The sequence below is a fragment of the Micromonospora sp. NPDC023888 genome (genome assembly GCF_040639415.1).
GTDB lineage: Bacteria > Actinomycetota > Actinomycetes > Mycobacteriales > Micromonosporaceae > Micromonospora.
In genome coordinates this window covers 1-25,579 of record NZ_JBEZZW010000047.1, presented here as the reverse complement: position 1 = coordinate 25,579, position 25,579 = coordinate 1, and the positions used below count along the sequence as shown (strand labels likewise).

Genomic DNA, 25,579 nt, shown 5'->3' with positions numbered 1-25,579 from the left:
TCGGGGGTTGGTCGTAGGTTCTGCACCCGTGAGCGCCCTCCAGACGTACCGCTACCTCCAGCCGTCCACGCTGCACCGGGGTGACCTGGCACTGCAGACCAGCGGCGGGCCCGCGACCAACCCGCGGTTCTTCTCGGGTTTCCTGACGACTCCGCAGGCGGCGGCCGCCGGGCTGTTGGCGGTCGCCGAAGTTGCCCGGACCCGTTATCACCAGCCGGTCAGCCCGGCGAGCCTCGACCCGGTGGTCACCGGCAGCCGGGACCGGATGCGCTTCGAGTCGTTCTCCGGCTGCTGCGGGGTGTACGCGCGGCTGGACGTCGTGCCGGCCGGGTTCGACGGCGACGTCGTCGAGCATGGCACCACGAACGTCGACGTGAACGCGCCGCTGCGGGAGGCGTTGGCCCGGGTGGGCGGCATCGACCCGCTGCACCTGTCGGTGGGGCCGGACGACCTGGTGGTGTCCACTCTCGACGGTCCAGTGGTGGAGAAGAAGGTGCCGCTGCCCGGGCGTTGGCTGCGGGGGTTCGCCGAGGTCCACCTGATCGCCGCGGCCATGCAACCGCGGGCGGAGATCCCGGCGGCGGAGGCGGCCACCTTCCTGCGGCGGCTGCCGGCGGGCAACGACAGGTCGGTGCTCTGGGTGGTGCCGGCCGGGCGCTCGCTGCGGCTGACCTCGCGCCCGGTGCCCGGCGCGGTGTGCCTGGCCGGCGCCGGACGGCTCGCCACGCTGCGTGGGTTGCTCCGGTACGCGAAGACCCTGCGGGTGTACGGGCCGCCGGCGGCGGTCGGGTCGCCGCCGCTGCCGAGCGTGTGGGAACTCGACACCGGCGCGCTGCGGCTGTCGCTGACCCTGTCGCCGGAGGCCTACCGGGGTTTCTCGGGCGAGGGCGGCGCGCTGACCGCGCTCGCCACGGACGACGTCGCCGACGACGCCGCGCTTGTCGCCGCGCTGCTGTCCTGGGATCCGACGATCGACGTCCACGCGCTGGCCGCCGCGGCGGGGATCTCGGCGGACCGGGTCCGGGCCGCGCTGGCCCAGCTCGGCACCGCCGGCCGGGTCGGCTTCGACGTGGCCGAGGCGGGCTACTTTCACCGGGTGCTGCCGTACGACGCCGGCCGGGCCGAGCGGGACAATCCCCGGCTGGTCGGGGCGCGGGCGCTTGTCGAGGCGGGCACGGTCAGCCTGGACGGCGAGGCGGCGACCGTACGCCACGGCGACGAGGTCTACCGGGTCCGCCGCCTGACGGACGGCTCGTACACCTGCTCCTGCCCCTGGTGGGCGCGGCACCGCGGTCAGCGCGGGCCCTGCAAGCACGCGCTCGCCACGACGATGGTGGGCGCTTCGGTGGAGGTCGGGGCATGACCGATCCGTTCGAGTTCCTGGTCCGGGGCGACATCGGCGCGGCCGTCGACGCGGTCACCGGCCTCGACGACCAGGGTCGGCGGTCGTTCGCCGACGGTTTGGTGGTCCACGTGCGCCGGCGGCGCGACAACTGGTGGTGGAACAACCAGGCGGCGGCTCTGGCGGTGGCCGCCGTCGGGTGCCTGCCCACCGCCGCCGCGGCGGCCGAGCTGCTCGGCCGGCGGAACGTGTCGCTGCGGGGCGCCGACGCCGCGCTGGTGGTCCAGGTCGCGCGGACCCGCGGGGTGCCCTGGCTGGGCGAGCTGGCATACCGGCTGGCGGACCGGCTGCGCCGCGATGACCCGACGGACGGCTGGGGCTTCGTCGCCGAGCTGCTCACCGCCGAGAAGGCGGAGGCACCCACCGGTGACCAGTTCGTCCAGGGGTGGCTCGCCCTGATGGCGTGGCCGCCGGAGGAGCAGCGACCGATCCCGCTGGTGGACCGGCTCCGGGCGGACGTTTTCCTCGACGCCCTGGTGCCGCGCCTGTTTCAGGTCGATGGCGCCGGGACGCGGATGTCCTTCGACGAGTTCATGACCGACGAGACGTTCGCCCTGCCGCGCGCGCTGACGCGACTGGCCGGCGAGGGCCGCCTGGACCGGAGGATGCTGCTCAACGGGTGCGTGAGCCGGCTGTTGCGCGGCGACCGGCCGGCCGCGTTGCGCGCGTTCGTCACCCTGCACGCCCTGCTGGAGCCCACCGCCGACGAGGTCGACCGGCGTCGCGGAGACTACCTGCGCCTGCTCGCCGACGCCCCCGGGTCCGTGGCGTCGATGGCGCAGAAGACGCTGCGGGCTCTCGACAGCGTGGAGGTCGAAGGGCTGCTCGACGCGTCCCGGGCCGTCCTCGTCCGGCCCGACAAGGCGCTGGTCCGCGCGCAGCTCGGCTGGCTGGACCAGCTCGCCCGCCGGCACCCCGAGCGGGCCGCGGAGATCGCCGAGGTCATCGCGACAGCGGTCGACCACCAGGCGGCGGACGTCCGCGACCGGGCCGGCACCCTGGCCGCCCGGCACGGTCACGTGATCGCCGCGCGGGTCGTGGTCGGCGCGGTGGGCGACGACCTGCCGCCACCGGCCGGCCCGCTGCCGGCGCCCCCGGCCATCACCGACCCGGACGAGTTGGCGGAGGAGGCCGCCTCCCTGCTCGGTGGCCCCACGACGGCGTCCGGTCTGGAACGGGTTCTCGACGCGGTGGTCCGGCTCGCCGGTGGTGACCGGGCCCGGCTGAAAGACGCAGTGATTCCGGTGCTGCGGCGACACCGCGCCGACGCGGAGGAGCACCCGTGGGATCCGTACTGCCTCTGCGGTCTCCTCGGCGGGGTGCTGCACGCGGCGGCCGACCCGGTCGAGGGACGCGTCCGGCGGGGACGGTGGAACGCGATGCTGGCGGCGATGCGGCGCCGCACGCCGGGCGGGCCGTCCCTCGATCCACGGGTACCCCCGCCGCACCGGCTGCTGCGCGCCCGGCTGGCCGAGATCGGTGACCGCGTCGGCGCGCCCCGGCACCCCGGTCTGCTCGCGGCACCGACCACGGCAAACGGTGCCCTCGACCCGGAGGTGCTGTACGACCGCCTGACCCTGCTCGGTGAGCGCGATGCGTGGGAGGTGGACCTGACGCAGGCCCTGCTGCGGCTTCCCGCGCGTGTCGACGAGCCCCTCGCGGCCAGGGCGGCGGCGCTCGGCACGCCCGCCGGTAACCGGCTCGCCGGATGGCTGCGCGCCGGCGGCCTGCCAACCCCGGACCAGCGGGTGGTCACGCTGCCCCGCCGGGAGCGCCGACAAAGCTACTACTACGGGTACGAGCATCAGCCCCAGCAACGGACGCACGTGCTGGTCAGCCCGCCGGAGGGCGTCGACGACCCGTTCGGCCTGCTCACCGTGCCGGCCGGATCCGTCGACAGCTACGTCGGCGGCGCGGCCCTGCTCTGGCCGGCCGCGCTGCCCGGTTACCGGGGACTGGTCGCGGCGTACGCGCTGCCCGACGTCGCCAGCGGCGCCGACCAGGACCTGTCCGGCGGTGCGGCGATCCTGCCGCTGCTCGCCGAGTGCGGCGGCGACGGCGGTCCCGCCGTCGACCTTGCCCTCGCGTACGGCCTGGGTGCCCGGCACGAGTCCGACCGGGTCGCCGCCGTCGACGCCCTGCTGATGCTGGCCGCCTCCGGCGACCTGGACGCTCCCACGGTCGGAGCCCACCTCGGCACCCTCGCCGCCGTCGGTGACCTCACGCTGACCCGCACCCTGCAGCCACTGCGCGACGCGACCGCCGCCGGTGCCCCGCTCAGCATCTGGCACCTGCTCGCCGCCGCGTTGCCCGCGCTGCTCGCGGCGCCGAAGACCCCGCGTGGCACCCCGGACCTGTTGACCCTGGCGGCGGAGACGGCGGGCGCGACCGGCGCCCGCACCGACGTGCCCGGGCTGGCCGAGGTCGCCGCGCGTGGCGGGTCGAGCCGGCTGGTCACCGAGGCGCGGCGCCTGGCCGACGCGCTCGGCAGGTGAGGCCATCTCCGGTTGCTCGCCCCCGCGTCAGCCTGCACTCCAACCACATCCTCGCCGCCTACCTGACCTGGGAAATAGCGGCGCTCGCGGCTTTGACGGAGGAGGTCGCACGAAAAGGTCAGCCGACAGGTGTGCCGACACCGCCGTGCTCCAGGATGGCGCGCAGCCGTGCCAGCGTGTGACCGAGTTCCGCGATCTGGGCCGGGGTGATCGACCGGCCGAGGTGCGTGGCCAGGTGTTCCTGAAAGGTACCTTCGGCGTCGTCAACGAGTTCCGCGCCCTGCGGGGTCAACTCCAGCAGCAGCGACCGGCCGTCGGCGGGGTTCGGCACTCGCCGGACCCAGGCCTGGTCCTCGATCCGGCCCACGCCCTTGCTGGTCGCCCCGACCCCGATCGCGAAAAACTCGGCGAGATCGGCGACCCGCGAACCAGGATGGTCGCGTAGGTAGAGAAGAAACTCGAACTGCGACGCCACAATGCCGTGCTTCCGACGCAGCGTCTCGTTCAAAGCGTTGTAGAGCCGGGTCTCACAGCGGACCAGGTCGCTGAAGACCTGAGCGAGTGTGACGGACCCGGCATCGGAAAAAGATGCCGCGGCAGGTATATTAGCTTCCACGGCATATATTTTATCGTCTGCGGGAGGCGTCGGACATGAGCAGGGCACAGCGCGCGGCAATCGGTGCCAGCCTGGGTAACGGGCCGACGGGCTTCACGCCGGAGCCGGTCGAGACGATGCGGAAAAACTTCGCCGCGCTCATGGCGCAGTTCCCGGTTCCTCCGGTGCGCACCTCGGACCTGACCCTGGGCGGCCGACCGGCGGTGCTTGTCGAACCGGAGGGCGAGACCCACCCGGGCACGATCCTGTACTTCCACGGCGGCTCGTTCGCGCTCGGATCTCCGCAGACCGCGATGGGTCTGACCGCGGGTCTGGTCACCCGGACAGGAGTGCGGGCCTTCTCCCTCGACTACCGGCTGGCCCCGGAAAACCCGTTCCCGGCCGCGATCGAGGACTGCCTCGCCGCGTATCAGTCCCTGCTCGACACCGGCGTCGCCGCCGAGTCGATCGCGTTCGCTGGCGATTCCGCCGGTGGTGGCCTCACGGTGACCGCTACCCTCGCCGCCCGAAACGCCGGGCTGCCTCTGCCAGGCGCGCTTGTCGCGTTCTCGCCCGGCCTGGACCACACCCGCACGGGCGAGTCGATGGACACCAAAGCGGGTGTCGACCCGTTCTTCACCCCGCAGGGCATGGCCCACACGGCCGGGCTCTATCTCAACGGCCAGGACCCGAACCAGGAGCTCGCGGCGCCCGCCGTGTTCGCCGACCTGACCGGGTTCCCGCCGATCCTGCTACAGGTCGGCACGAACGAACTGCTGCTGGACGACTCGGTCCGGCTGGCGCAACGCGCCCGCGACGCCGAGGTCGACGTCATCCTCGACATCACCGCGGGCGTACCGCACGTCTTCCAGTCCTTCATCGGCCAGCTCGACGAAGCCGACCAGGCCCTGGACCGGGCCGCCCTGTTCATCACGCAGCGACTGGAAACCCTCTGAGCGCAGGGTCCCGGTGGTGATCGGGCCAGTGCGACAGGTCCGGTGGCTTATGGTGAAAAACCGGGTGGCACGGCCGTCGCCTGTTGTGCGAGACCGGCGTCCGGTCCGGGACCGTAGGGTTCTCACGTTTTCCAGTCGGAGGGTGGACCGATGACCGCGAGCACCTCGGCGTGCCCGGTGTCGACGGCTGGGAGCCGCTGGTCGGCGGTTGATACCAGCCCATTTGCGCGGCTCACCGAGGCCGACGTCGCAGGACCTGGCGTCCTCTGCGGTTGCGCCGCCCACACCGCCGTGCCGACTGCGAACGCCCACGACGTCGACCACTGCTGAGATGGACTGGGCCGGATGGGCGTTGTTCGGGTTGGTGGCGACCGCGGCGCTCACCGCGGCGATGATCACCGCTCAACTGGCCGGCCTCACTCGGCTCGACCTTCCCCTGGTGCTCGGGGCCCTCGTCACCGAGGATCCCGATCGGGCCCGAGTCGTCGGGTTCTTCCTCCACCTCTGCGCCGGTCAGGGTTTCGCCCTCGGTTACGCGGTCGCGTTCACCCTGTTGCACCGCGCCACCTGGTGGATCGGGGCGCTGTTCGGGATGCTGCACGTCGGGATCGCGCTGACGGTGATTCTGCCGCTGCTTCCAGGTGTCCACCCGCGGATGGCCTCACATCGGGCGGGGCCGGCCAGCACTGCCGTGTTGGAGCCGCCCGGCCTGTTCGCTCTCAACTACGGCGTCCAGACCCCCGTGGTCGCGGTTGTCGTCCACGTCATCTACGGGGTCGTTCTCGGGCTGCTCCTCCACGGCACGTGACCCGCACCCCGCTGGTGTCCCCGCCGGATGCGCCGTGTTCGCCAGCGCGACTCCTTGGGAGGCGATCTCCATGACTAATGGGCCGGACACGACGTGCCCCCGGTCCTCGGCGCCGATCAGTGACTACGGCCTGCTGTCTGACACACGCACCGCTGCCCTGGTCGCCAGTGACGGCGCGATGGACTGGCTCTGCGTGCCCCGGTTCGACGGCGAGCCCCTGTTCGGAAGGCTGGTCGGAGGCCCGGACGCGGGAACGTTCCGGGTCGGACCGGCCCGGCCGGCTACGGTCGTCGAACGACGTTACCGGCAGCACACCGCCACACTGGAGACCACCTGGGCGGTGGGCAGCAGCCGGCTCAGCCTCACCGAGGCCATGGTGGCCGAGGTCAGCGGCCGTCTGCTACCCACGACACTGATCGTGCGGCGGCTGTCGGCCGAACACGCGGCGGCCGACGTCGTCGTGGAGTTCGACCCTCGTCTCGGCGCACGGCACCGCCGGCCCCGAGTCCATCACCGACGCCAGGGCCTCGTGTGTGAGTGGGGGCCGCTCGCGGTCTCGCTGGGCAGCACGCCCGTACTCAGCATCGAACCGGGTCGGCCCACCTCGGTCACGGTCAGGCCAGACCGTCCCGTCACCCTCGTTCTGGCCGTGGCCTACCGCGAACCGCTGATCCACGTCGAGCCGACGGCCGCCTGGGACCTGCTCGACGAGGACGAGGACCGATGGCGGGCGTGGGTCGCCGACATCGACGAGTCGCTACCCTTCCGCGAACACGTCGTACGAAGCCTGCTCACCTTGCGGCTGCTGACCTACTCCCCGTCGCGAGCCCCGGTGGCAGCACCCACCACGTCACTGCCCGAGACTCTCGGCGGGGTACGGAACTGGGACTACCGCTACGTCTGGCCCCGGGACGCCAGCATCGGCGTCAGCGCGTTCCTCAGCGTCGGCAAGACCGACGAGGCCCGCGGGTTCCTCGCGTGGCTGTTGCACGCCAGCCGGTTGCAGCGGCCACACCTGCCGGCACTGCTCACCCTTCAGGGCCGCCGCGTTCCCGTGGAGCGGGAAGTAGCCAACTGGCCCGGTTATCTCGACAGCCCTCCGGTACGGGTCGGCAACGGCGCCGCCAGCCAACACCAGCTCGACGGCTACGGCTGGGTGATCGACGCCGCCTGGGCGTTCGCTCAGGCCGGACACCGCCTCTACTCCGAGACGTGGCGCACGGTGCGCGGTTTCGCCGACGTCGTCGCCCGCTGTTGGCAGGAGCCCGACGCTGGTGTCTGGGAAATCCGCGAACCCACCCAACACGTCCATTCCAAGCTCATGGGCTGGCTCGCCCTGGACCGGGCCCTGTCCATCGCCGACACTCACCCCCTGCCGGACCGGCAGCGTCGGCGCTGGCAAGAAACCCGTGACGCCATCGCCGCCGAGGTTCGCACGCGCGGCTTCGACCCGACGGCGGTCAGCTACGTCCGCAGCTACGGCTCCCAAGATCTCGACGCGGCCCTGCTCGTCCTGCCGTTGCTCGGCATCGACGACATCCGGTCGCCCCGGGTACGCGGCACCATCGACGCCATTCGGGACAGGCTCTCCGCAGGCGATCCGCTCCTCTACCGCTATCCGCCGGGACGGGACGGCCTTCCCGGCACCGAGGGCGCGTTCCTGCCCTGCTCATTCTGGCTCGTTCAGGGCCTCGCACGCACCGGGCGCCGCATGGAGGCCGTCGAGCTGTTCCAGGCCATGCTCGACTACGCCAGCCCACTCGGCCTCTACGCCGAAGAGTTGAACCCCGCGACGGGGGCGCACCTCGGCAACTACCCGCAGACGCTGACCCACGCCGCGCTCATCCAGGCCGCACTCGCCATCCGAGACGCCCCGCCCGTCTGATCCCGCATCCGCCGACCGACGCGTCCCGGTGCCGGTGATCGTGGGAGCACCGGCACGGACGCGGCCCACACGTGCGGGATCTCATCCCACGGTGAAGTGTCTGTCCCCGCCCGGGCTCTCCAGTTCGTCGAGGACGGCGACGGCCAAGTCCTCCGCGGAGATTCGGGACGCGCCGTCGGCACCGGTGATGAGCGTCGTGGTGCCCCGTTGGTACGTCCCGGTGCGGGTTCCGGGTTCGAGGATGGCGGGCGGGCTGAGGTAGACCCAGTCGGCCCGGTGCGCCCGGCAGGCGTCGAGTTGCGCGACGCTGGCGGCGGCGATGGTGCGCCAGGCCTCCGGCACGTACTCCGGGCTGTCGAGGACGAGCCGGTCCGGGTGACCGGGGATCCGCAGCGGGGCGGCGCCGCCGACGACGACGATGCGCGTCCGGGCCGCGTCGGCCGCGTCGAGCAGCGCCGTGGTCGTCGCGGAGACGGTGTGTTCGTACCCGGGGGCGGGACGGGTCGCCGCCACGACCGCATCGATGCCGTCGAAGAGTCGGCTGAGCCGCCCGGGATCGTCCGCGTCGCCCACGGCGGCGGTCACGCCGTGGGGCAGTGCGGCCGGTCTCCGCCTCCGAAAGATGGCGATCGGCTCGTGTCCCCTGTCCGCGGCCTCCACGACGACGCGCGAACCGACCATTCCCGCGGCTCCGACTACGGCGATCTTCATCGAGTTACCCCTTCCGGTACGAGCGGCGCGCCCGTGCGACGTGGGCGGGTTGGCGCGGGAAGTTGTCCCGCGGCGATGGCGGCCAGCGAGAGCCCGAGCCCGAGAAGCTCGATGGGGCCGAGCGTCTGATCGAGCAGGATGGCGCCGAGCAGCGCGGCGACAAGCGGCGAGAGCAGACCGAGAATCGCGACGGAGGTCACGGGCAGCGCGACGACGCCGCGGAACCACAGGACGTACGCGGCCAGCCCGCCGACCAGGCCCAGCCAGAGGTAGCCGAGAGCAGCGCGCGGGTCGATCACCGGTGGGGGGCCCTCGACGAGGAAGGTGATGGGCACCAGGAAGAGACCGCCCGCGCTGAGCTGCCACCCGGCGAAGGCCATGGGGGTCACCCCGGCGGGACGTCCCCAGCGCTTGGTGAGGGTCACCCCGAGCGCCATCGTGACCGCGCCGGCGAGGCCGGCCCCGATCCCCACCACGTCGAGCGCGGCATCCGGCCCGATCACCATCAGGCCCACGCCCACCACACCGGTCACGCCCCAGACGGCGCGCCAGACGGTGAGTCTCTCCCGCAGGAGCGACGCGGCCATGACAGCGACGACGAGCGGCTGCACCGCGCCCAGGGTTGCCGCGACACCTCCCGGCAGCCGCTCGGCCGCGACGAAGAGCAGCGGGAAGAAGAGCCCGATGTTCAGTACGCCGAGCGCTGCCGCTTTTCCCCACCACGCCCCTCTCGGCAGGGTACGGGAGACCGCCAGCGCCACCAGACCGGCGGGCAACGCGCGCAGGAGTCCTGCGAACAGCGGGTGACCCGGCGGAAGAAGCTCGGTGGTGACGACGTAGGTGGTGCCCCACGCCAGCGGGGCGAGCGCGGTCAGGGCAGTGCGTGGCAGGCCGCTGCGGAACGTGCCGCCGCCGGTCGCGCGGAGGAGTGTCTCCGCTCTGGAACTTGTCATATCGGAAGTCTCGTCGCCTACCCATCGATGAGTCCAACGCATGTTTGTCATCCGATCGATCTACAGAGAAGATGGATCGATGGAGCTTCACCAACTGCGCTACGTCCTCGCGGTCGCCGAGACGAGCAGTTTCACCCGGGCCGCCGAACGGTGCCTGGTCGTCCAGTCCGCGTTGAGCCACCAGATTGCGCGCCTGGAACGGGAACTCGGCGCGAGGCTCTTCGAGCGGACCAGCCGCCGGGTGCGGCTGACCCCGGCGGGTGCGGCGTTCCTCCCCGCCGCCCGCCAGTGTCTGGACGCCGCCGAACGCGCGGCCGCGGAGGTCGCGGCGGCGGTCGGAGAGGTACGGGGACGACTGACGGTGGGTCTGATCCCCACGGTTGCGGCCGTCGACATTCCGGCCACGCTTCGCGTGTTCCGGGAGCGGTACCCGTACGTGCGCGTCGGCCTGCGCGTCGGCGGGAGCGACGAACTCGTGGAGCAGGTCAAGGAGGGCGTCATGGACGTGGCGTTCCTGGGGCTGCCGGAAAAGGTCCACCCGAAGGGCGTCGACGCGCACGAACTCGCCCGGGACAGGCTCGTCGCCCTGGTCGCCCCGGATCATCCGCTCGCGCGGGAAACGGCAGTCGACCTCGACCGGCTCGCTGCCGAGGTCTTCGTGGACTTTCCGGTGGGAAGCGCCGGACGCGCCCAGACCGATCAGGCATTCTCCGCCGCCGGCCTGACCCGCGACGTCGCGTTCGAGGTGACCGCCGCCGACCTGATGGCTGACCTCGTCGCTGCGGGTCTCGGCGTCGCCATGCTCGCCTCCACCTACGTGCCGCGGCTCACCGGCGTGACCGCCATTGCGGTCGCCGATGCGCCGGCCCGGGTCGAGCATCTCGTCTGGAGCCGCCTGGGCCGGACCCCCGCGGTAAACGCCTTCCTCGCTGTTCTGAAGATTCCGGCCGGGTCGTCCCCGGAGCGGCAGCGACCCGGCCGGTGAGCCGAGCACTGCCTGCGGCCTCGCGGAGTGACTGGCGGATGGTCGCGCACTGTTTACGGCATGAGCGGACGTCGCCCGATTGGGGACCGGAAAGCATCATGGCCGACCACAGGCATCCCGGGCGCAGCAGCGCTCAGGCTACCGACCGGTCCCGCTCGTCGAGGCGGTTGTTCCGGTCGCTGTGTGAGTGCCGACCAGTTCGTACTCCACCACGATGCCGTTCGCAAGGTGGATGAACGCATCGACGTTGGTTACCGTCTCGGGATCCTCGCCGGCGCCGAGCATGAGTCGCACGGCAGCGGCATCGGTCTCGACGTGTCCGTACCTGTCCTCCGTCAAGCCGTCAGTCTCGCGCGCTTCTCACCCACCATGACGCGCACCCTCAACTGCTTGCCCGTTCAACTTTCCCAGGGTAGCGTAAAACAATCCATTGACGTCTATCAAAGTGGGTGAACGATGCTGTTGAAATCCATCGCCGTCGCCGCGTCCGTCGCGGGCGTGCTGGCCACCGCCCCCGCCGCCTCGGCGGCAACCTTTCAACCGTCGAACTGGTCAGCCGGCAACTGCCCACAGGGCACGTTCTGCATCTGGCCCAACTGGGATCACCCGCCGGAGGGCCCGACGGCGACTCCGTCTCTGGTGACCAGCGGCGAGTGGTCCGGCAACGTCCCGGCCTTCAACTTCTACAACTACACATCCCGGAACGCCGAGATCACCTGGTCCTACAACTACCTCGGGTCGCAGCTGTCTGGCGTGCTGTGCGCCCGCCCCGGTTCGGGCGGGGACCTCTATGTGCCCATGTTCGCCACGAAGGTGAGTTGGCAGACGCACTCCTGCTGACCGTTCACCGCCGTCCACCGCTTGCCGGCGACGCCGACCAGGTGGTGTAGCGGGACGAGTTCGGGTGACCAGCAGCGGTAGAACGCCAGCTCGGCGGTGGTGCGGTTGCGGCGGATCAGCAGCCAGTGATGACCGTCGTGCCGGTCGGTGGCCTGCGGCAGGGTGATGAACGCCCAGTCGTAGTAGCGGTGTCCTTTCACCTCGTCGCCGGCGGAGATCCGCTGCCACGCCCGTTTCGGTAGCTCGGCGGCGATTCGGTCGGCCCGTTGGATACCGAGGTCGGTCGGCACGCGGTACGAGCAGGCGACCGCGAGGACGTAACCCAGATTGGCCTCGCAAGGCCGCGGCCAGCTGCGGGTCACCGCCGTATGCCTCGTCGCCGGCGCCCCACCGGCAGGGCAACCCGCCGACCACGGCTGTTTCGATGAGGCAGCGTGCCAGCTGCGGTTTCGTCGCGAAGACGACGCTGTCCGGCACCCCGGCCTCAGCCCGTCGGTCAGGGTCCTCGGTCCAGGCTTGAGCGACGTCGACCAAGGGGTGCCCGAGCGAACGAAGGCGGTCGCCTGCCGTGCATCGGCTATCGTTCGCGGGTGTCGACGATCGAGCCGTATCGCATCTCCGTCGAGCCCGAAGTGCTTGTTGACCTGCGTGAGCGCATCGGCCGCACGCGCTGGCCGCAGGCACCGCTGGAGCCGGGATGGGAGTCCGGCACCGAGCCGGGTTACCTGCGCGAGCTGCTGAGCCAGTGGCAGGATTTCGATTGGCCGGCCTTCGAGAAGACGCTCAACGAGCTGCCGCACTACCGGTTCGAGGGTACGCATTTCGTCCACGCCCGCGGCCGGGGGCCAGACCCGCTACCTATCGTGCTCACCCACGGCTGGCCCGGCAGTTTCCTGGAATACCGCGACCTCATCCCGCTGCTCACCGAGCCCGACGACCCGGCCGACGCCTTCGACGTGGTGGTGCCGTCGCTGCCGGGGTTCGGGTTCTCCGACTGGCCGACATCCCCGGGCGTGGTCAACGCCGTCGTCGCGGACCGCTGGCATCGGCTGATGACCGAGGGGCTCGGCTACCGCACGTTCGCCGCCCACGGCAGCGACCTCGGCGCGGGCGTCACCACGCAGCTCGCCAAGCTGCATCCGAGGAGTGTCACCGGCATCCTCCTGAGCGCCACGGCGATGCCGCGGCCGCAGCAGCCGTGGAGCGACGCGGAGCAGCGGTACCTCGCATGGATGGACGAGTGGCAAACCGCCGAGGGCGCTTATGCACATCAACACGCGACGAAACCCCAGACCTTGGGGTACGGATTGACCGACTCCCCCGCCGGGCTGGCCGGCTGGATCGTCGAGAAGTACCGCGACTGGTCGGACAGTCACGGCGACGTCGACGCACGGATCGGCCGTGCGCACCTCCTCGCGACGCTCACGCTCTACTGGGTCACGGGCACCATTACGCCGTCGATCCGGATGTACTACGAGCACCGCCGGCAACCCACGCCGGTGACCGAGCGAATCCCGGTGCCGGCCGGCTTCGCGCTCTTCCCCAACGAGTTCGTACCGCTGCCTAAGCCGCCGCGTGAGCTGGCCGAGCGCTTCTACCAGGTCGAACGCTGGACCGAGCTGCCGCGCGGCGGACATTTCCCGGCCATCGAGGAGCCGCGGCTGCTCGCCGAGGAGCTGCGAGCGTTCTTCCGCCCGCTGCGCGCGCCAGTGTGACCCGTTCGCGCAGCGCTCTGACATCAACTGATGTCCAACGCTGACCAGATGGTGAGGGCCTCCGCCGAGGAGGAACTCGTCGGTATAACTCACCCGATGGATGCCATCGCCGCACCGCTGAAGCCTCACCAACACCGGATTGCGACATCTCGTCGAACTCAAGGAGGTGTCGGTACTGCTGCCCACGCTGTCCGTTGCGATCACGGTCCGCGGCAGACCGTGCACGGGTTCTCGCGCACGTTCGCGGGACCTAGGCCGTCGTCGCCGGTCTGGCTGAGGCACTTGGGGTTGCGGTGAGTTTTGACCTGTACGTCTGGCACGAGGACCAACCGGTCACTGCGGCCGAGGCGCGAGCAAAGCTGGAGCGCTGGGGCGACGGCGCACAGGAAGTGTTCGCCGCGCATCCCGCGGTGGGGCGGTTCTATGACGCACTGCTCGATCGCTTCCCGCAGCCGGAGAGTCTCGGCGATGATGACATCGACCGGCTCGGGGTGTGGAGCATGACTCCCGAGCGTTCCGACGATAGGTCCTTGTAGCTGCTGATGGGCAGCGTGCAGCAACCGGGGCAACTCCGGTCCACGAAATTCTTTCCGTTCACCTTACGCCCACGGCTCTGAATCGGCACCCTGACGCCGGCTACACCGCTCAAAGCAAGCGGCGCACTCGGTCGTGACGACCGGGAGGGGTCAGAAATTCATTTCAAGTTCTGCCATCGATAGAGAGTCGGAAACCAGTCCATACCCAACGGCCGAAAACACCATTCTCGCTGGCCAGACCCTGGAGAGCCAACTCGAATAATTTTCCAAGTAGCCCCGAAATGATAACTTGACGTTATAGTTCAATCGACAGTAGAGTCGTACTGGTCATCTCAGTCAACGAATCGGCACGGAACGTCCACCGGGATTGAGACACCGAGCGCCGTTCGTTGAGATGCGCAAAATTCCGCAGCGTGGTATGCGCCAGGTGTTTTACTCCACTTGCGGCACGCCATGCCGCGCGGAATCCTCTCTACTGTGTTTCAGGGAAGTAGGCGTCATCCGACGCATCCGTACCAGCATCCAGTCCCTGATCGGCGTCACTGTCGTGGCCGGAGGCGTGGTCATTTTCGCTCCTGCGGCGTCGGCCATCAGCATTCCCGTGGCGTGCAGCCCAGGCGCTCTCGTCGCGGCGGTCACCCAGGCCAACTCCACCGCGACCAGCGACACCCTTGTCCTCGCCTCGGGCTGCACCTACCAGATGACCCTCCCGTACGGAGGGCTCAGCAACGCGCTGCCGGTCATCACCACGCCCATCGAGATGATCGGCCCGGCGACGATCACGCGCTCTTCGCTGCTGCCCTTCCGGATCGCGGAGGTCAGCGTCACTGGCAAGCTGACCCTCACCACCGAAATCACGTTCTCCAATGGAAGTGTCGTCGGTAGCGGCGGCGGCATCCTGAACCGCGGTGCCGTCACTCTGACCAAGAGCAGCCTGCGCGGCAACACGGCCACACTCAACGGTGGCGGCCTGTCCAACGTCGACACCAGCACCGGCACGGCGCCGGCCGCGACGTTCACCCGAAGCCCGGTCGTCAACAACAGCGCGCTGCTGAGTGGTGGCGGAATCTACAACGGTCGCAGAGGCACCCTGACTACCACTGGTGTCTCCGGTAGCTTGATGCTCATCACCGGAAACAGCGCAACGCTGGGCGGTGGCGGAATCGCCGCGCTCAATTCCACCGCGACCACGCTGACCCAGACCGCGGTCACGGCCAACCACGAGCTCCTGACCGCCGGTGGCGTGTATCGCCAGGGCGGCACCATGACCACCACGAACTCCCCGATCAGCGCCAACACGCCGAACAATTGCGTGGGCAGCGCACCGGCGGTACCCAACTGCACGGGCTGATCACCGAGCGAATAAACTATTTAGCCACATCGAATGGGTGAGGCCGCGCATCGGAATAGCGATGTGTCGCTTCCCTGCTCAATCAGCAAGGCTGCGCCCGCTGGCTCATCGGAACCAACGGGCGCAGCCTTTGCGACGTTCAACGTCGTTGGGCGCAGTTCAACGCCGCTCAGGGCACCCTGTTGCTCCCAATCTGCTCCCCGGCCCGGGGTCCGTACGTGACCATCACGGAACCGACCTTCGTGGCACGGATCCTTCTCAATCGCCACACGGACACCGAGGAGTCTCTAGCCAACGCGGATGCATTCGTCGATCTGCCTGACGGCTCCAGTTGGGCACTGACGATCTTCGCCGTCGACGAGGTCCGCCGCCTGCTTGCGAGTTACAAGAAGACCGGCGAAGTCGCGAACGGCAGTTACTTCTGGGCCGTCGACCAGCTGATCGTGCCGGAACCGGGCGTGTCGGCCATGAGCGATCCGAGAACTGGTTCGCAGCGGGGAGATAAAGGCGTCGGTGTCCGATGCGGGATCTGGACCGAGGCCGCCTGGGCGTACCCACGAGGGGTGATGGCTCGGAGGATGCAAGGCACGGGTGGCGGCAAATCCGGATGCCGGGCGGGAGCTGTCGGGACGGTCGATGGGTGGACCGCTTACAGATCCATCGCGTAGACCCGGACCTGGCGGCCGGTGTCCGGCTGCACGGTCTCGCGTTCGAGCGTCATGCCCAGCTTGACCATCACTCGCGCCGACGCCTCGTTGCCGACAACGTGGATGCTGACCAGCCGCCGCAGTCCGAACTCGGCACGAGCGTGGGCCACCACGGACCGGGCCGCCTCGGTGGCCAAGCCCCGCCCCCAGTGCGCGCGGCCGAGCCGCCAGCCGATCTCCACCGCCGGCATGATCTCGGGCAGGAAGGTTGGCACCGCCAGCCCGGTGAAACCGGCCAGCTCGCCGGTCTCCTTGATCTCCACCGCGTACAGGCCGAAGCCGTGCTCATCCCAGTGCCGCTGATAGGTGGCCAGGCGCTCCGCGGTCGCGGCCCGGTCCAAGGTGCCACCGTCATGGATGTAGCGCATCACCTCAGGCTGTGCGTTTACCGCAGCGAAGCCGTCCAGATCGTTGCTTTGCCAGCGGCGCAACAGCAGCCGCGGAGTTTCCAGGGACGTGGCATCAAGGGAACTGTTCATGTCAGGCACGTCCCTTCGTAGCATTCGGGCGCTATCGGGGCGATGGATTATCCAGCCGCGAAGCTGCCGGTCAGCCGAACTAGTCTGAAGGGGCGCAGGGGCGCCAATGCTGACGCCTTCGGGCCCACCGAAGAGGTCTCCAGCCCGAAGGGCCTGCTCAGGACGTTGCCCGTGGGACCGGTGTCTCGAATGACGGAAGCGCAGCGGACTCCATCAGGCTCACCCGCAACGCTCCACATCGATTTGCAACAGGCCAGCAGACGTCGCCTTAGGCGAACCGAGACGCCGGCCGGCGCCAGCCATCCCGGGAGCAGCAACGCCGGCGCGATTGGTGTTCGGGTTCGGCAAGACCGACCACAACTGAACGCCGCGGAGGTCGATGCGATCAGCTCGCTGGAGCGGGACCTGCGTGTCGGGCCGCACCCGGCGACGTTCAACGGCTGAGCGCGCACTGCCGGTCCCACGCCACCCCCGGACACTGGTAGCCGTCGTCCGCCGGTCGAGGAATTCAATATGATTCCCCCACTTTGGAGGACTTACCAAGGAACATGAGCCCTGTGCTGCGGCACCCCCGCTCCAGGGCGCTACCGGGACAAGGGAGCGGCATGGCTCGGCACGAGCGGCCCGTAGATCCAACGGCTGGGCCGTTGTCGTCCTTCGCCCATGAGCTACGAAAGTTACGTGTCGAAGCGGGAAACCCCACCTACCGGCGATTGGCCGAAGTCGCCGGCTACAGCGCCTCGACCCTCTCCGCCGCTGCCAGCGGAATCCGGCAACCCAGCCTCGACGTGCTGCTCGCGTACGTCGGGGCCTGCGGCGGGGACACCGCCCAGTGGAGGCAGCGTTGGTTCGAACTGAACGAGGAACTGCGGCCCGCCAGTTCGGCCAGCGCACCAGCCGACCCGGCGAGGGCAGAAACACCCGACCCGACGCCGGCCGAACCGATCGCCACGCCCCTTGCAGAGTCACCGTCCACTGTGACTGCGGGGGATCCACCCGCCCCGGCTACGGGTGAGCCAACCGGCACCAGCGGCGCAGCCGGACCGACCCACGACCGGCCCGCGAGCCCCCCGCGGCACCGGAAACTCCGACGGCGACTGGCGCTGGCGGCGGTGGCGGTCGCCGGTCTCGCCGGTACGGCCGCCGTGGTGCCGATGACCCAGCCGAGGTGGGCGGCCAAGGGGGCGACGTCGGCCGGTGGCACGACGACAACCACAGCCTGCCCGGCGACCACCACGGACGCCGCCTTCACCGCCGTCACGTACGGCGGTGGCGTGCACGTCCGGAGCGAGCCCCGCCGCGACCAGGGCATCCTCTACACCATTCCGCCCGGCTGCGTGGTCGGGCTCACCGGCTACTGCCTGGGTGAGCGGATCACCGACTCGACCTCCCAGACCCCCGACATCCGCTGGTTCACCCTCGCCGACGGTGGGCTGATCGCCTCCGGGGTGGTGCACGGCAACCCGCCCACGGGCCTGGAACCGTCCCGCTGCCAGGGCGACCGACCCGGGCCGGCCGCGATCGCCCTCGCGATCGCCCCCGATATGACCGGCCCGGGTGGGTGGCGGCTGAGCGCGACCGGCACGCACGTGGAGATCGTCGGCTTTGCCGCCTACTACGCGGACGACCCCGCGCTGCCGGCGGAGCGCCGCTGGCACCAGATCGGAATGACCGGCACGGCCGCCCCGCCGTTCGACCTCGTCTGGAAGATCGACCGCCTGTCCGTGCAACCCGGACCCACTGCCGAGATCCCGGTGGCCGCGGTCGCCTGTCTCGGCGGTGGCGCGCCGACCGACGTACTCGACGTGCGGGCGGCCCGCCCCGACGGCTCCAGCACCGCCGAGGCCCTGCCGCTCGCCGCCGACCAGCGGCTCGCGGCCCGCCGTACCGCCTGCCTCTACCCCTGATGGGGGCGTACGCGGACGGCGGACGGCCACCACCGGTGGCCCGGCGGGACGGATCCCACCGGGCCACCGGTCAGGCGCACCGAACTCAACAGCCCTGGCGACCGGAGTGGATCCAGTAGGTGGTGCCGGCCCAGTCCATCTCGCCGTACGCGTCGACGCAGTTGTTCGCCGTGCCGGTCACACCGCGCGGCCCGGCGTAGTACAGGTAGTCGGCGTTGTCCTTGGTGGAGACCGCGGTGGCGGTGCACGAGCCGGTGCCGGAGGTCTCCGCGCACCGGGCGATCTGCACGGAGGTCCGCGCCGAGGAGCCGTACGCCGCGCCGCGGTGGTACATGCAGGCGCTGTTCGTGCCGCCGTTGGTGCTGTTGTAGTAGATGACCAGCTCGGCAACGGGCTTGCTCGGCGGGTACGCGTAGCTGTAGGTGACCGTGCCCGAGCAGGCCACCGCCGCCTGCGACGGGGCCGCCGTGACGACCAGCACCGTGCCGAAGGTCAGCATCGCCAGCAGCGCTCCGAACGCCTTGCGCAGCATCATGACTTCCACTCCTCAGGGACGGGGTTGGTTGAGAGTCGTCCCGCCGTCCACTTCTACGGAACAGCGAAGTTGATCGCCGCTGATGGTGGCGCCAATCAATCAATCTCGCACAACGCCGAACAACCGCGTACCGCGTCGCCGCGCCGGGCCAGACGGGTCGCGCCGGGGAAGGCGGTGGTCAGGCGCAACTCCCGGTAAAGCGGGCCACGGGGTACGGGTTCTCCCTGCTCGTCCAGGTCGCCCGCTGCAGGTGGCCGCGCCACAGCAGCCAGCCCACCCACGCCACTAGAGACATCGGAACCCACACGTACGGGTACCGCGTTAGCGGCTGCAGCGGACCCCACCAACTCGCCGTTTCAGCGGTCAGCATGTTGATCCCGAGCCCGAAGAACACACTGACCAGCAAGGAACGGACCTCGCTGTCCGGGCGACCCGCTCTTCGCTTCATCGAGCAACGACACTACACCGCTAGACAGCCGCATACCGATCGGATTGGGCTGGTCTGGCCATATCCGCCGACCCGCCGACGAAGGCGCCTGGACCTGCACGAAAGCGTGCGGCTCGGTGGCCGGATCTTGCGCAGCTGGAGCCCGAGTCAAAGCGTTGATGGCGCCTTCGGGCTCGCCGAAGAGGTCTCCAGCCTGAAGGGCCTGCGCAGGACGTACCCGTGGGATCGGTGTCTCGAATGACGGAATCGCGGCGGACTCCAGCAAGCTCACCCGCAATGCTCCACATCGATCTGCCGCAAGCCTACAGACGTGCCCTCAGGCGAACCGAGATGTCGACCGGCGCCAGCCATCCCGGGAGCAGCAACGCCTGACCACTTCGACCTCTACTGGGAGGTCACGCCGCACCGCTCGACCTCCATCACCGCAGGTCAAGGCCCTTCGTCTCGGTCCGGCATCGGTGAACACTTCGGTCGCGGAGACCACTTCGCCAACCTGCACCCAATCTGCTCCCAGTTGCAAGGCCGGGGCAACCACCGGCTCGTTACCACAGTGACCTGCGCACAGTCCCCTACCAGGCGACATGGAGCCTTGTCGACCGCTGTGCAGAACCGCGGAGCACTCCGGGGGAAACAGGACGCCGCACCCACTCTGACCTGGGGAAACGTAAAGCCGCAGATAGGGGTGGGTGCAGTTGGGCCCCGTTCGATGCCGTTGGACGCAGTTCAACGCCGTTCAGGACACCCTGTTGCTCCCACCCTGCTCCCCCGATCCCGGGCCGGTGGCCCTGGCGTCGCCCAGGCGCCTTGGGGCTCCGCTTCGGCACGTCTTCATCGAGCAGCGCGAGGCCGACTTTTAGTCAACGCGACCGGGGCGCCGAGGCGCAGCGCGCACGGTCGGCGGCAGATGCGGTAACGAACTCACGGGCCCGGGCGGTCAACCTCGGTGCCATACCGCGCAACCATGGTGCGGACGGCTTCGTCCACAACCGCGGTCGTGCGGGCAGGGGTCACCGTCCAATCCGGGAGCACCAGACTCGGCCAGAACAGGTGGTTGGAGATCATCCCGAGGAACTGCGTAGCGGCCATCTCCGGATCAGCGATGTCCGCGGCCCCCGCGTCGCGCTCGGTCAAGAGGTAGATCCGGACGGACTCGAAGTATGGCAGTTTGCCGCGTGAGAAATGCGCCTTGGCCAGTTCGGGAAAGCGTGGCAGTTCGGCGATGACGATGCGGAACAGGTCCGTCATCTCCGGCTGGCTCAACAGCGTCGCGTAGCGCCGGCCGAGCACCGTCAGGCCGGCCGTCAGGTCACCGGCGGGCGGCACGTCTGCGACGTCGTTCTCGGCCCACGAGTCGATGACGATGGCATCGAACAGTGCCGCCTTAGTCGGGAACTGCTTGAACAGCGTCGCTTTCGACACCCCGGCGCTCTCGGCAACACGCGCTAGTGATGCCCGGTCGTAGCCCAACTCGAGGAAAAGCTTAGTAGCGGCTTGCACGATGAGCGCGCGCTTCTCCTGCGCCACGCGCTGGTGATAAGCCGACGGCGCTGGGGTCATGCGCCCATGATAGCGAGGTGAGTGGGTTGACTCACCACTCCCGGCGGCGTAGCTTCGGCGTGGTGAGTCGCACGACTCACCACCCGGTTCTACGGGTTGTCGTCTCTCGCTCGTACTCGGAGGATCAGATGCCCCGCTTCGCCAATCAGACCGTTCTCGTGACCGGCGGCACCGGTGGGCAGGGAGCCAGCCACGTTCGCGCCTTGCACGCCGAAGGCGCCAACGTCGTCATCGGCGCCATCAATGCCGAGCGCGGCGCCGGCCTCGCCGCCGAGCTGGGAGGCGGGGCGCGTTTCGTCCACCTCGACGTCTCCCAGGAAGAGTCATGGGCCGCCGCCATCGCGGAGACCGAGAAGGCCTTCGGTGCGCTCACTGTCCTGGTCAACAACGCCGGGGTGCAGAACCCGCCGGCCCTCATCGAGTCCACCCAGCGGGCTACGTGGGCTCGCATCCTCGACATCAATCTCACCGGCACCTTCCTCGGCATCAAGGCGGCCGCACCGGCGCTGCGGCGCGCAGGGGGAGGAGCAATCGTCAACATCGCCTCCACCATGGGCATCGGCGGTACTGCCTTCTACGCGCCCTATGTCGCCAGCAAGTGGGCGGTCCGAGGGCTCACTCAGACCGCTGCCCTTGAGTTGGGCCGCGACAACATCCGCGTCAATGCCATCCACCCCGGCGTTGTCGCCACCCCGTTCATCACCGAGCCGGCGGCCGGCAGCGCCGCCCCGATCGCCGACTTCTACTCGCCCGAGCCGTTCGCCGTCCCGCGACTCGGGCAGCCCGCCGACATCACTGCGCTGCTGTTGTTCCTCATTTCGCCGCACGCGGCCTTCGTCACCGGCGCCGAGTATGTCATCGACGGCGGACTGCTCCTCGGCCCCGCTTTACAGAAGGAAGTCGCATGAACCCCGCAGACCAGCATGGTGAGCGCAGCGCGTCTGATCCACTTGCGCACCTGCCGCACGAGATCAGGCGCTCCATCGAAATCACACCTGCGGCCGGAACCCGCGAACGAATCGTGGACATCACCACCACCGGGCGTCGTACCGGACGATCCCACCGCATTGAAATCTTCTTCTATCGCGCCAACGGCGCAACCTATCTTTGCAGCGGAGCGGGCGGAGGCGCGACCGGTTGGTACGCGAACCTACGAGCGAACCCCGCTTTCACCTTCCACCTCAAGAACGGCATCAGCGCAGACCTGCCGGCGCACGCGACAACGGTCACCGATCCCACGGAACGGGCCGCAGTCATCGCAGCCATCGTCGACGACCTCAACCAGCCCCACGACCCTGGCACCATCAGGCCGACCCGATTGGAGGACTGGGCCGCCAGCAGGCTGATGCGAATCGACTTCGACTGAGCCGCCTCGCATGCTGTGAGGCGGCGCCGCACTGTCATCGGCTATGAGTGGACGCCGCCCTACCGCCTCCGCGGGAGCACCAACGCTGACGCCTTCGGGCTCGCCGAAGAGGTCTCCCAGCAAGAAGCCCTGGTCGGAAGGTTGCTGTGGGATTTGAGTCTCAGCTCCCAGGATGCATACCGACAGCAGCACAGACGGCCCAGAGCGGTACGTCGATGGGACCGACTCTCTTCAATGGGCCTCTGAGGGCTCCACGCCAACAGCCGGCACCGCCAGGTGGGGAGGAGCGAAGGTTGACCTCTTCGATCTTCTCGAAGAGGTCACCACAGAGAATGCGCTGGTCACCGGCTCCCGCATCGGATCGGCGTCTCAGCTAACGGGACCGACGATGGGGTCCGACGCCGGCGGTACGATCGGCGTCGACCATGTGCAGACCTGTCGCCGCGACGGCCACGACCTGTCACCCGGGGACACAAGCCATGCTGCGAGCAACACGCCTGACTACTTCGGCATCCACTGGGAGGTCACGCCGCACCGCTCGACCTCCATCACCGCAGGTCAAAGCCCCTCGTCTCCGCCCGGCATCGGTGAGCACTTCGGCCGCGGAGACCACTTCGCCAACCTGCACCCAATCTGCTCCCAAATGCAAGGCCCGGCCAACCAACGGCTCCTCACCGCCTTGACCTACGCACACTCCCCTGCCAGGAGACATAGAGCACTGTCGACCGCTGCGCAGAACCGCGGAGCACTCCGCGGTGAAACAGGACGCCACGCCCCCTATGACCTGCAGAAACGAGAAGCCGCAGGTGGGGGCAGGTGCGGTTGAGCGTCGTTTTGCGCTATTGGATGCAGTTCAACGCCGTTCAGGACACCCGGCTGCTCCCACCATGCTCCCCCAATCCCGAGCCCGTGACCCTGGCGTCGCCCAAGCGCCTTGGAGCTCCGCTTCGGCATGCCTCCAGCGAGCAGAGCGAGGCCAACATCTGGTAGACCGAGACCGGGGCACCGAAGCGCACTAGCGACTACAGACAGGTATCAAGACACCCGCAGTTTCCGGGGTGGCTCAACCGTCCAGCCAAACAGTCGAGCCAACGCCTCCGACGCCAGGCCGCTGGCGACGAACCCGCGCAGTCGCACTAGCCCATACTCAATAACGTAACCCACACAAGGACAGTCAAGGACGGAAGCATGTATGCGAGAAGTGCCGTGGTAGACAACGGACCCCTTGGGCGGTCACCTTGAGTAGCGGCATATTCGCTCAGGTAGTGCCGTGCCCGCCGGTCCACGTGCTGAAGATAGCGGCGGTGGCGGTGTCCAACATAGAGCCAGACGATCGCAAGCAGTACCCCGAAGGCGGCCACTGCGTGCCCAGAGGGCGACGCAATGGGCATCTGCACCACCAGCGCCGAGTAAGCGACAATCAACATCGATTGCGCCACGATGAAGAAGTTGCCGCGCTGCATGAACATGTTGTCCTCATGCAAAAGGTGACTCCACACCCTTGAAGCTGCTTCGTTCGGGGGCGGCTCAGGGGATCGCCTTTCCGGGTCCATACGACACTCCTACGGCATAGTTGACGTCGAGTTAACAGCCTCTGGGCGGGCTCATCGGCGTCTCTCAATGATGCACCGGCCGCGCAAGCGAGTGCTGCACCGGCTGTGCCTGCCGAGAACGTCAACCAAGCCTCGGTGTCGGTCTCCCCCGGCCAGGCGCGGCGGTCGCCAACCCATCCGGGTCGGAGATGACGTACGGAACGAGCTTGCGGGTCGTCTGGTCCGGGCTCGGCTCGGCGCGGGCCGGAGAATTCGGGATCAGGCCCACGAGCATCGACATCAGGATTGTGACAGGCAGGAACCATCGTCACGTCAGCGCAACTCCCCCTTTGGATAGGTGGCGGCAGGAGTAGTTCAGCCAACGCCATATGTCGATGCAGGGGTGACTAAGTAAGCGGACACTCACGGTCGGCGGGAAATCGCTACCCTCGCAGTCGACGGAGCGGGGAAGGGGTCAGCATGGCGGCGCTGGTCGAACACACCGAGCTGTACGTCGATGTCGACTATCGACTGTTCGCGATGATCGACGACAGCAACGACCGGCGCAACGTACCGCCCCCGCCGCACGAGCTCGATCAATGGGTCAGCTCGACGCCAGGCTACGTGGTGGTCGAGAACATCGACGACGCCGTGGTGCTGGGTAGCGACACCCGGCTGGAAACCTGGGACGGGCCGGCCGACTTCGATCCGGCCGGCTGGGACCGCAGCGACGTCCTCGAGGTGGTCTTCGAGTCGGGCATCCTCGGGTTCTCCAGCGGCACGGCCGGCGGCATCACCGCCGCCTACCGCCTACCGCCGGGCCGCCGATGGCGCGTACGGCTGGCCTGGCGCACCGAGGCGCCACCCGCTCCGGACGAGCTGCCGACCGCGTCGGTCCTCATCCAGTTCAGCCCGGCCTGAGCCGCCGGGCCGACACTTCACGATCGGGCGTGCCTGTCCCCGTGAGTGCGGCAACACCCACCGGGACGCTGACTCACGGCGCTACTCAGCGCTCAAAGCGGGCAGGCGCCCACCGGCTGCGGGCCCCGGCGACCGTGGTCACGGCGATCCGGCGGCGCACGATCAGCACCGCGAGGCGGCATCCGCCGGTCACCGCGATCCTGAGCGGAAATGACGGCCTGTGGTGACGGACCAGATCGCGAGCCAGGAGGTCACACGTCGGCTTCGAGAGCGAAGGTGTTGCCGTCCGGGTCCTGGAACCAGGCGATACGTCCACCTCCGGCCCGCGCGGTGATCCCCTTGGCGTCGTGCTCGAGCTGCTCGTAGCGAACGAACTCGACGCCGGACGAGGAGAGCTCCTCGACAATCTGGTCGATGTCGTCGACGTACCACGTCGCCAGCGTCGCCGGGGTCTTCCCGGCAGTGACCGACTGGTACACGTTCAACGCCGGTCCGCCTCCGGAGCCATAGACGCGGCTGCCGTCGGCGATGGTGGCGCTGGGGCCGGACCGCAACGCCCGCAGGCCCAGCGCGCCTTCGTAAAAGGCCACGGCCTTCTGAATGTCGGACACGGCGACCGAGGTTCTGAGGTGGTACGCGCTCAAGGGCATGAACCACTCTGGCAGGTACCCCACGAATCGTGGCGCCGAACCGACGACCTCCGGGCCGTGTTTTAGGAAGCTGTCAGCGTTGCGGGACTCAGGACGGGCGCATGTGAGGATGCCTACATGGGACAGACACCGAGTCGGCGGGCGGCCTCGGACGCGATCAGCGACCAGGGATGGCGGTACTTGCTAGGCGCGTTGCGCACGTCGGTCCCCGTCGGCTCACTGGTCCAGGCAACCGAGGTGGCGGC

Annotated in this window: 25 protein-coding genes and 1 pseudogene; 16 read left to right on the top strand and 10 right to left on the bottom strand. The window is 69.2% G+C overall.

The window, feature by feature from the left end:
• Positions 1-28 precede the first annotated feature (28 nt).
• Both AB0F61_RS29985 and AB0F61_RS29980 read left to right on the top strand, forming a co-directional pair.
• Positions 29-1,363, top strand: coding sequence for an SWIM zinc finger family protein (locus AB0F61_RS29985; protein ID WP_357816497.1), 1,335 nt, complete (start codon positions 29-31; stop codon positions 1,361-1,363).
• Entirely contained in the window at positions 1,360-3,897 is a 2,538-nt protein-coding gene (locus tag AB0F61_RS29980) for a DUF6493 family protein (protein WP_357816494.1), read from the top strand. Before AB0F61_RS29985 ends, AB0F61_RS29980 begins: the two co-directional genes overlap by 4 nt.
• 118 nt (positions 3,898-4,015) lie before the next feature.
• Here the strand turns inward: AB0F61_RS29980 and AB0F61_RS29975 are convergent, their stop codons facing one another.
• The gene (locus AB0F61_RS29975; protein WP_357816492.1) at positions 4,016-4,513 is read right to left on the bottom strand and encodes a MarR family transcriptional regulator; all 498 of its coding nucleotides are present in this window, start codon (positions 4,511-4,513) and stop codon (positions 4,016-4,018) included.
• A gap of 35 nt (positions 4,514-4,548) precedes the next feature.
• On the opposite strand from AB0F61_RS29975, the gene AB0F61_RS29970 reads away from it, so the two are divergent.
• The 3 genes from AB0F61_RS29970 to AB0F61_RS29960 all read left to right on the top strand — a co-directional run bounded on the left by AB0F61_RS29970 (position 4,549) and on the right by AB0F61_RS29960 (position 8,141).
• Positions 4,549-5,448, top strand: coding sequence for an alpha/beta hydrolase (locus AB0F61_RS29970; RefSeq protein ID WP_357816490.1), 900 nt, complete (start codon positions 4,549-4,551; stop codon positions 5,446-5,448).
• A 331-nt stretch (positions 5,449-5,779) separates the two neighbouring features.
• A complete protein-coding gene (locus AB0F61_RS29965) occupies positions 5,780-6,256 on the top strand; it encodes a hypothetical protein (protein ID WP_357816487.1) in 477 nt (158 codons plus the stop codon).
• A 70-nt stretch (positions 6,257-6,326) separates the two neighbouring features.
• Positions 6,327-8,141 carry a glycoside hydrolase family 15 protein gene (locus AB0F61_RS29960; protein ID WP_357816485.1) on the top strand — a complete coding sequence of 605 codons (1,815 nt, stop codon included), beginning with the start codon at positions 6,327-6,329 and terminating at the stop codon, positions 8,139-8,141.
• Between the two features lie 81 nt (positions 8,142-8,222).
• Here AB0F61_RS29960 and AB0F61_RS29955 read toward each other — a convergent pair whose 3' ends face one another.
• Both AB0F61_RS29955 and AB0F61_RS29950 read right to left on the bottom strand, forming a co-directional pair.
• Positions 8,223-8,852, bottom strand: a complete 630-nt coding sequence (locus AB0F61_RS29955; RefSeq protein WP_357816482.1) for an NAD(P)H-binding protein — start codon at positions 8,850-8,852, stop codon at positions 8,223-8,225.
• Positions 8,849-9,805 (bottom strand): EamA family transporter, encoded by a 957-nt coding sequence (locus AB0F61_RS29950; RefSeq protein WP_357816479.1) that lies wholly within the window; start codon positions 9,803-9,805, stop codon positions 8,849-8,851. Before AB0F61_RS29950 ends, AB0F61_RS29955 begins: the two co-directional genes overlap by 4 nt.
• Positions 9,806-9,884: 79 nt before the next feature.
• On the opposite strand from AB0F61_RS29950, the gene AB0F61_RS29945 reads away from it, so the two are divergent.
• The 3 genes from AB0F61_RS29945 (at position 9,885) to AB0F61_RS29935 (ending at position 11,630) form a co-directional block, all read left to right on the top strand.
• Entirely contained in the window at positions 9,885-10,790 is a 906-nt protein-coding gene (locus AB0F61_RS29945; RefSeq protein ID WP_357816477.1) for a LysR family transcriptional regulator, read from the top strand.
• 183 nt (positions 10,791-10,973) lie between these two features.
• The gene (locus AB0F61_RS29940; RefSeq protein WP_357816474.1) at positions 10,974-11,243 is read left to right on the top strand and encodes a hypothetical protein; all 270 of its coding nucleotides are present in this window, start codon (positions 10,974-10,976) and stop codon (positions 11,241-11,243) included.
• A gap of 3 nt (positions 11,244-11,246) precedes the next feature.
• Positions 11,247-11,630 (top strand): hypothetical protein, encoded by a 384-nt coding sequence (locus tag AB0F61_RS29935; RefSeq protein ID WP_357816471.1) that lies wholly within the window; start codon positions 11,247-11,249, stop codon positions 11,628-11,630.
• On the opposite strand, the gene AB0F61_RS29930 is transcribed toward AB0F61_RS29935, so the two are convergent.
• Both AB0F61_RS29930 and AB0F61_RS29925 read right to left on the bottom strand, forming a co-directional pair.
• On the bottom strand, positions 11,579-11,992 hold the full coding sequence (locus AB0F61_RS29930; protein WP_357816469.1) for a hypothetical protein: 414 nt from the start codon (positions 11,990-11,992) through the stop codon (positions 11,579-11,581). The genes AB0F61_RS29935 and AB0F61_RS29930 overlap by 52 nt on opposite strands.
• A pseudogene (locus AB0F61_RS29925) lies at positions 11,943-12,107 on the bottom strand (IS701 family transposase); the annotation flags it as partial. The pseudogene AB0F61_RS29925 and the gene AB0F61_RS29930, both read right to left, overlap by 50 nt.
• Before the next feature lie 113 nt (positions 12,108-12,220).
• On the opposite strand from AB0F61_RS29925, the gene AB0F61_RS29920 reads away from it, so the two are divergent.
• From AB0F61_RS29920 to AB0F61_RS29905, 4 genes are all read left to right on the top strand, one after another.
• The gene (locus AB0F61_RS29920; RefSeq protein WP_357816468.1) at positions 12,221-13,345 is read left to right on the top strand and encodes an epoxide hydrolase family protein; all 1,125 of its coding nucleotides are present in this window, start codon (positions 12,221-12,223) and stop codon (positions 13,343-13,345) included.
• Between the two features lie 293 nt (positions 13,346-13,638).
• A complete protein-coding gene (locus tag AB0F61_RS29915) occupies positions 13,639-13,881 on the top strand; it encodes a hypothetical protein (protein WP_357816465.1) in 243 nt (80 codons plus the stop codon).
• Positions 13,882-14,275: 394 nt separating this feature from the next.
• Entirely contained in the window at positions 14,276-15,232 is a 957-nt protein-coding gene (locus AB0F61_RS29910) for a hypothetical protein (protein WP_357816462.1), read from the top strand.
• A 218-nt stretch (positions 15,233-15,450) separates the two neighbouring features.
• The gene (locus AB0F61_RS29905) at positions 15,451-15,900 is read left to right on the top strand and encodes a hypothetical protein (RefSeq protein WP_357816459.1); all 450 of its coding nucleotides are present in this window, start codon (positions 15,451-15,453) and stop codon (positions 15,898-15,900) included.
• Here the strand turns inward: AB0F61_RS29905 and AB0F61_RS29900 are convergent.
• Complete coding sequence (locus AB0F61_RS29900) at positions 15,882-16,418, bottom strand: GNAT family N-acetyltransferase (RefSeq protein ID WP_357816456.1); 537 nt, start codon at positions 16,416-16,418, stop codon at positions 15,882-15,884. The two genes, AB0F61_RS29905 and AB0F61_RS29900, sit on opposite strands and share 19 nt — an antisense overlap.
• 548 nt (positions 16,419-16,966) lie before the next feature.
• Between AB0F61_RS29900 and AB0F61_RS29895 the strand changes: the two genes are divergently transcribed.
• On the top strand, positions 16,967-18,325 hold the full coding sequence (locus AB0F61_RS29895; RefSeq protein WP_357816454.1) for a helix-turn-helix domain-containing protein: 1,359 nt from the start codon (positions 16,967-16,969) through the stop codon (positions 18,323-18,325).
• 85 nt (positions 18,326-18,410) lie between these two features.
• Here the strand turns inward: AB0F61_RS29895 and AB0F61_RS29890 are convergent, their stop codons facing one another.
• Together AB0F61_RS29890 and AB0F61_RS29885 are read right to left on the bottom strand one after the other, a co-directional pair.
• Positions 18,411-18,860, bottom strand: coding sequence for a hypothetical protein (locus tag AB0F61_RS29890; protein ID WP_357816451.1), 450 nt, complete (start codon positions 18,858-18,860; stop codon positions 18,411-18,413).
• A 1,366-nt stretch (positions 18,861-20,226) separates the two neighbouring features.
• On the bottom strand, positions 20,227-20,865 hold the full coding sequence (locus AB0F61_RS29885; RefSeq protein ID WP_357816448.1) for a TetR/AcrR family transcriptional regulator: 639 nt from the start codon (positions 20,863-20,865) through the stop codon (positions 20,227-20,229).
• Between the two features lie 128 nt (positions 20,866-20,993).
• Here AB0F61_RS29885 and AB0F61_RS29880 point away from each other — a divergent pair, with 128 nt between their 5' ends.
• Both AB0F61_RS29880 and AB0F61_RS29875 read left to right on the top strand, forming a co-directional pair.
• Positions 20,994-21,773, top strand: coding sequence for an SDR family oxidoreductase (locus AB0F61_RS29880; protein ID WP_357816445.1), 780 nt, complete (start codon positions 20,994-20,996; stop codon positions 21,771-21,773).
• Positions 21,770-22,231 (top strand): nitroreductase/quinone reductase family protein, encoded by a 462-nt coding sequence (locus AB0F61_RS29875; RefSeq protein ID WP_357816442.1) that lies wholly within the window; start codon positions 21,770-21,772, stop codon positions 22,229-22,231. The genes AB0F61_RS29880 and AB0F61_RS29875 overlap by 4 nt, the downstream gene beginning before the upstream one ends.
• A gap of 1,136 nt (positions 22,232-23,367) precedes the next feature.
• On the opposite strand, the gene AB0F61_RS29870 is transcribed toward AB0F61_RS29875, so the two are convergent.
• Entirely contained in the window at positions 23,368-23,700 is a 333-nt protein-coding gene (locus tag AB0F61_RS29870) for a hypothetical protein (protein ID WP_357816439.1), read from the bottom strand.
• Positions 23,701-24,243: 543 nt separating this feature from the next.
• On the opposite strand from AB0F61_RS29870, the gene AB0F61_RS29865 reads away from it, so the two are divergent.
• Complete coding sequence (locus AB0F61_RS29865) at positions 24,244-24,684, top strand: hypothetical protein (RefSeq protein ID WP_357816436.1); 441 nt, start codon at positions 24,244-24,246, stop codon at positions 24,682-24,684.
• Positions 24,685-24,935: 251 nt separating this feature from the next.
• Here the strand turns inward: AB0F61_RS29865 and AB0F61_RS29860 are convergent, their stop codons facing one another.
• Complete coding sequence (locus AB0F61_RS29860; RefSeq protein ID WP_357816434.1) at positions 24,936-25,295, bottom strand: VOC family protein; 360 nt, start codon at positions 25,293-25,295, stop codon at positions 24,936-24,938.
• Between the last annotated feature and the right edge of the window lie 284 nt (positions 25,296-25,579).

What these genes read in the sequence shown, in the direction of transcription:
- AB0F61_RS29890 (WP_357816451.1), bottom strand. Translation starts at nt 18,860, where the DNA reads ATGATGCTGCGCAAGGCGTTCGGAGCGCTGCTGGCGATGCTGACCTTC.
- AB0F61_RS29880 (WP_357816445.1), top strand. Translation starts at nt 20,994, where the DNA reads ATGCCCCGCTTCGCCAATCAGACCGTTCTCGTGACCGGCGGCACCGGT.
- AB0F61_RS29870 (WP_357816439.1), bottom strand. Translation starts at nt 23,700, where the DNA reads ATGTTCATGCAGCGCGGCAACTTCTTCATCGTGGCGCAATCGATGTTG.
- AB0F61_RS29955 (WP_357816482.1), bottom strand. Translation starts at nt 8,852, where the DNA reads ATGAAGATCGCCGTAGTCGGAGCCGCGGGAATGGTCGGTTCGCGCGTC.
- AB0F61_RS29875 (WP_357816442.1), top strand. Translation starts at nt 21,770, where the DNA reads ATGAACCCCGCAGACCAGCATGGTGAGCGCAGCGCGTCTGATCCACTT.
- AB0F61_RS29980 (WP_357816494.1), top strand. Translation starts at nt 1,360, where the DNA reads ATGACCGATCCGTTCGAGTTCCTGGTCCGGGGCGACATCGGCGCGGCC.
- AB0F61_RS29885 (WP_357816448.1), bottom strand. Translation starts at nt 20,865, where the DNA reads ATGACCCCAGCGCCGTCGGCTTATCACCAGCGCGTGGCGCAGGAGAAG.
- AB0F61_RS29895 (WP_357816454.1), top strand. Translation starts at nt 16,967, where the DNA reads ATGAGCCCTGTGCTGCGGCACCCCCGCTCCAGGGCGCTACCGGGACAA.
- AB0F61_RS29935 (WP_357816471.1), top strand. Translation starts at nt 11,247, where the DNA reads ATGCTGTTGAAATCCATCGCCGTCGCCGCGTCCGTCGCGGGCGTGCTG.
- AB0F61_RS29865 (WP_357816436.1), top strand. Translation starts at nt 24,244, where the DNA reads ATGGCGGCGCTGGTCGAACACACCGAGCTGTACGTCGATGTCGACTAT.
- AB0F61_RS29965 (WP_357816487.1), top strand. Translation starts at nt 5,780, where the DNA reads ATGGACTGGGCCGGATGGGCGTTGTTCGGGTTGGTGGCGACCGCGGCG.
- AB0F61_RS29945 (WP_357816477.1), top strand. Translation starts at nt 9,885, where the DNA reads ATGGAGCTTCACCAACTGCGCTACGTCCTCGCGGTCGCCGAGACGAGC.
- AB0F61_RS29950 (WP_357816479.1), bottom strand. Translation starts at nt 9,805, where the DNA reads ATGACAAGTTCCAGAGCGGAGACACTCCTCCGCGCGACCGGCGGCGGC.
- AB0F61_RS29910 (WP_357816462.1), top strand. Translation starts at nt 14,276, where the DNA reads ATGCGCAAAATTCCGCAGCGTGGTATGCGCCAGGTGTTTTACTCCACT.
- AB0F61_RS29900 (WP_357816456.1), bottom strand. Translation starts at nt 16,418, where the DNA reads ATGAACAGTTCCCTTGATGCCACGTCCCTGGAAACTCCGCGGCTGCTG.
- AB0F61_RS29970 (WP_357816490.1), top strand. Translation starts at nt 4,549, where the DNA reads ATGAGCAGGGCACAGCGCGCGGCAATCGGTGCCAGCCTGGGTAACGGG.
- AB0F61_RS29960 (WP_357816485.1), top strand. Translation starts at nt 6,327, where the DNA reads ATGACTAATGGGCCGGACACGACGTGCCCCCGGTCCTCGGCGCCGATC.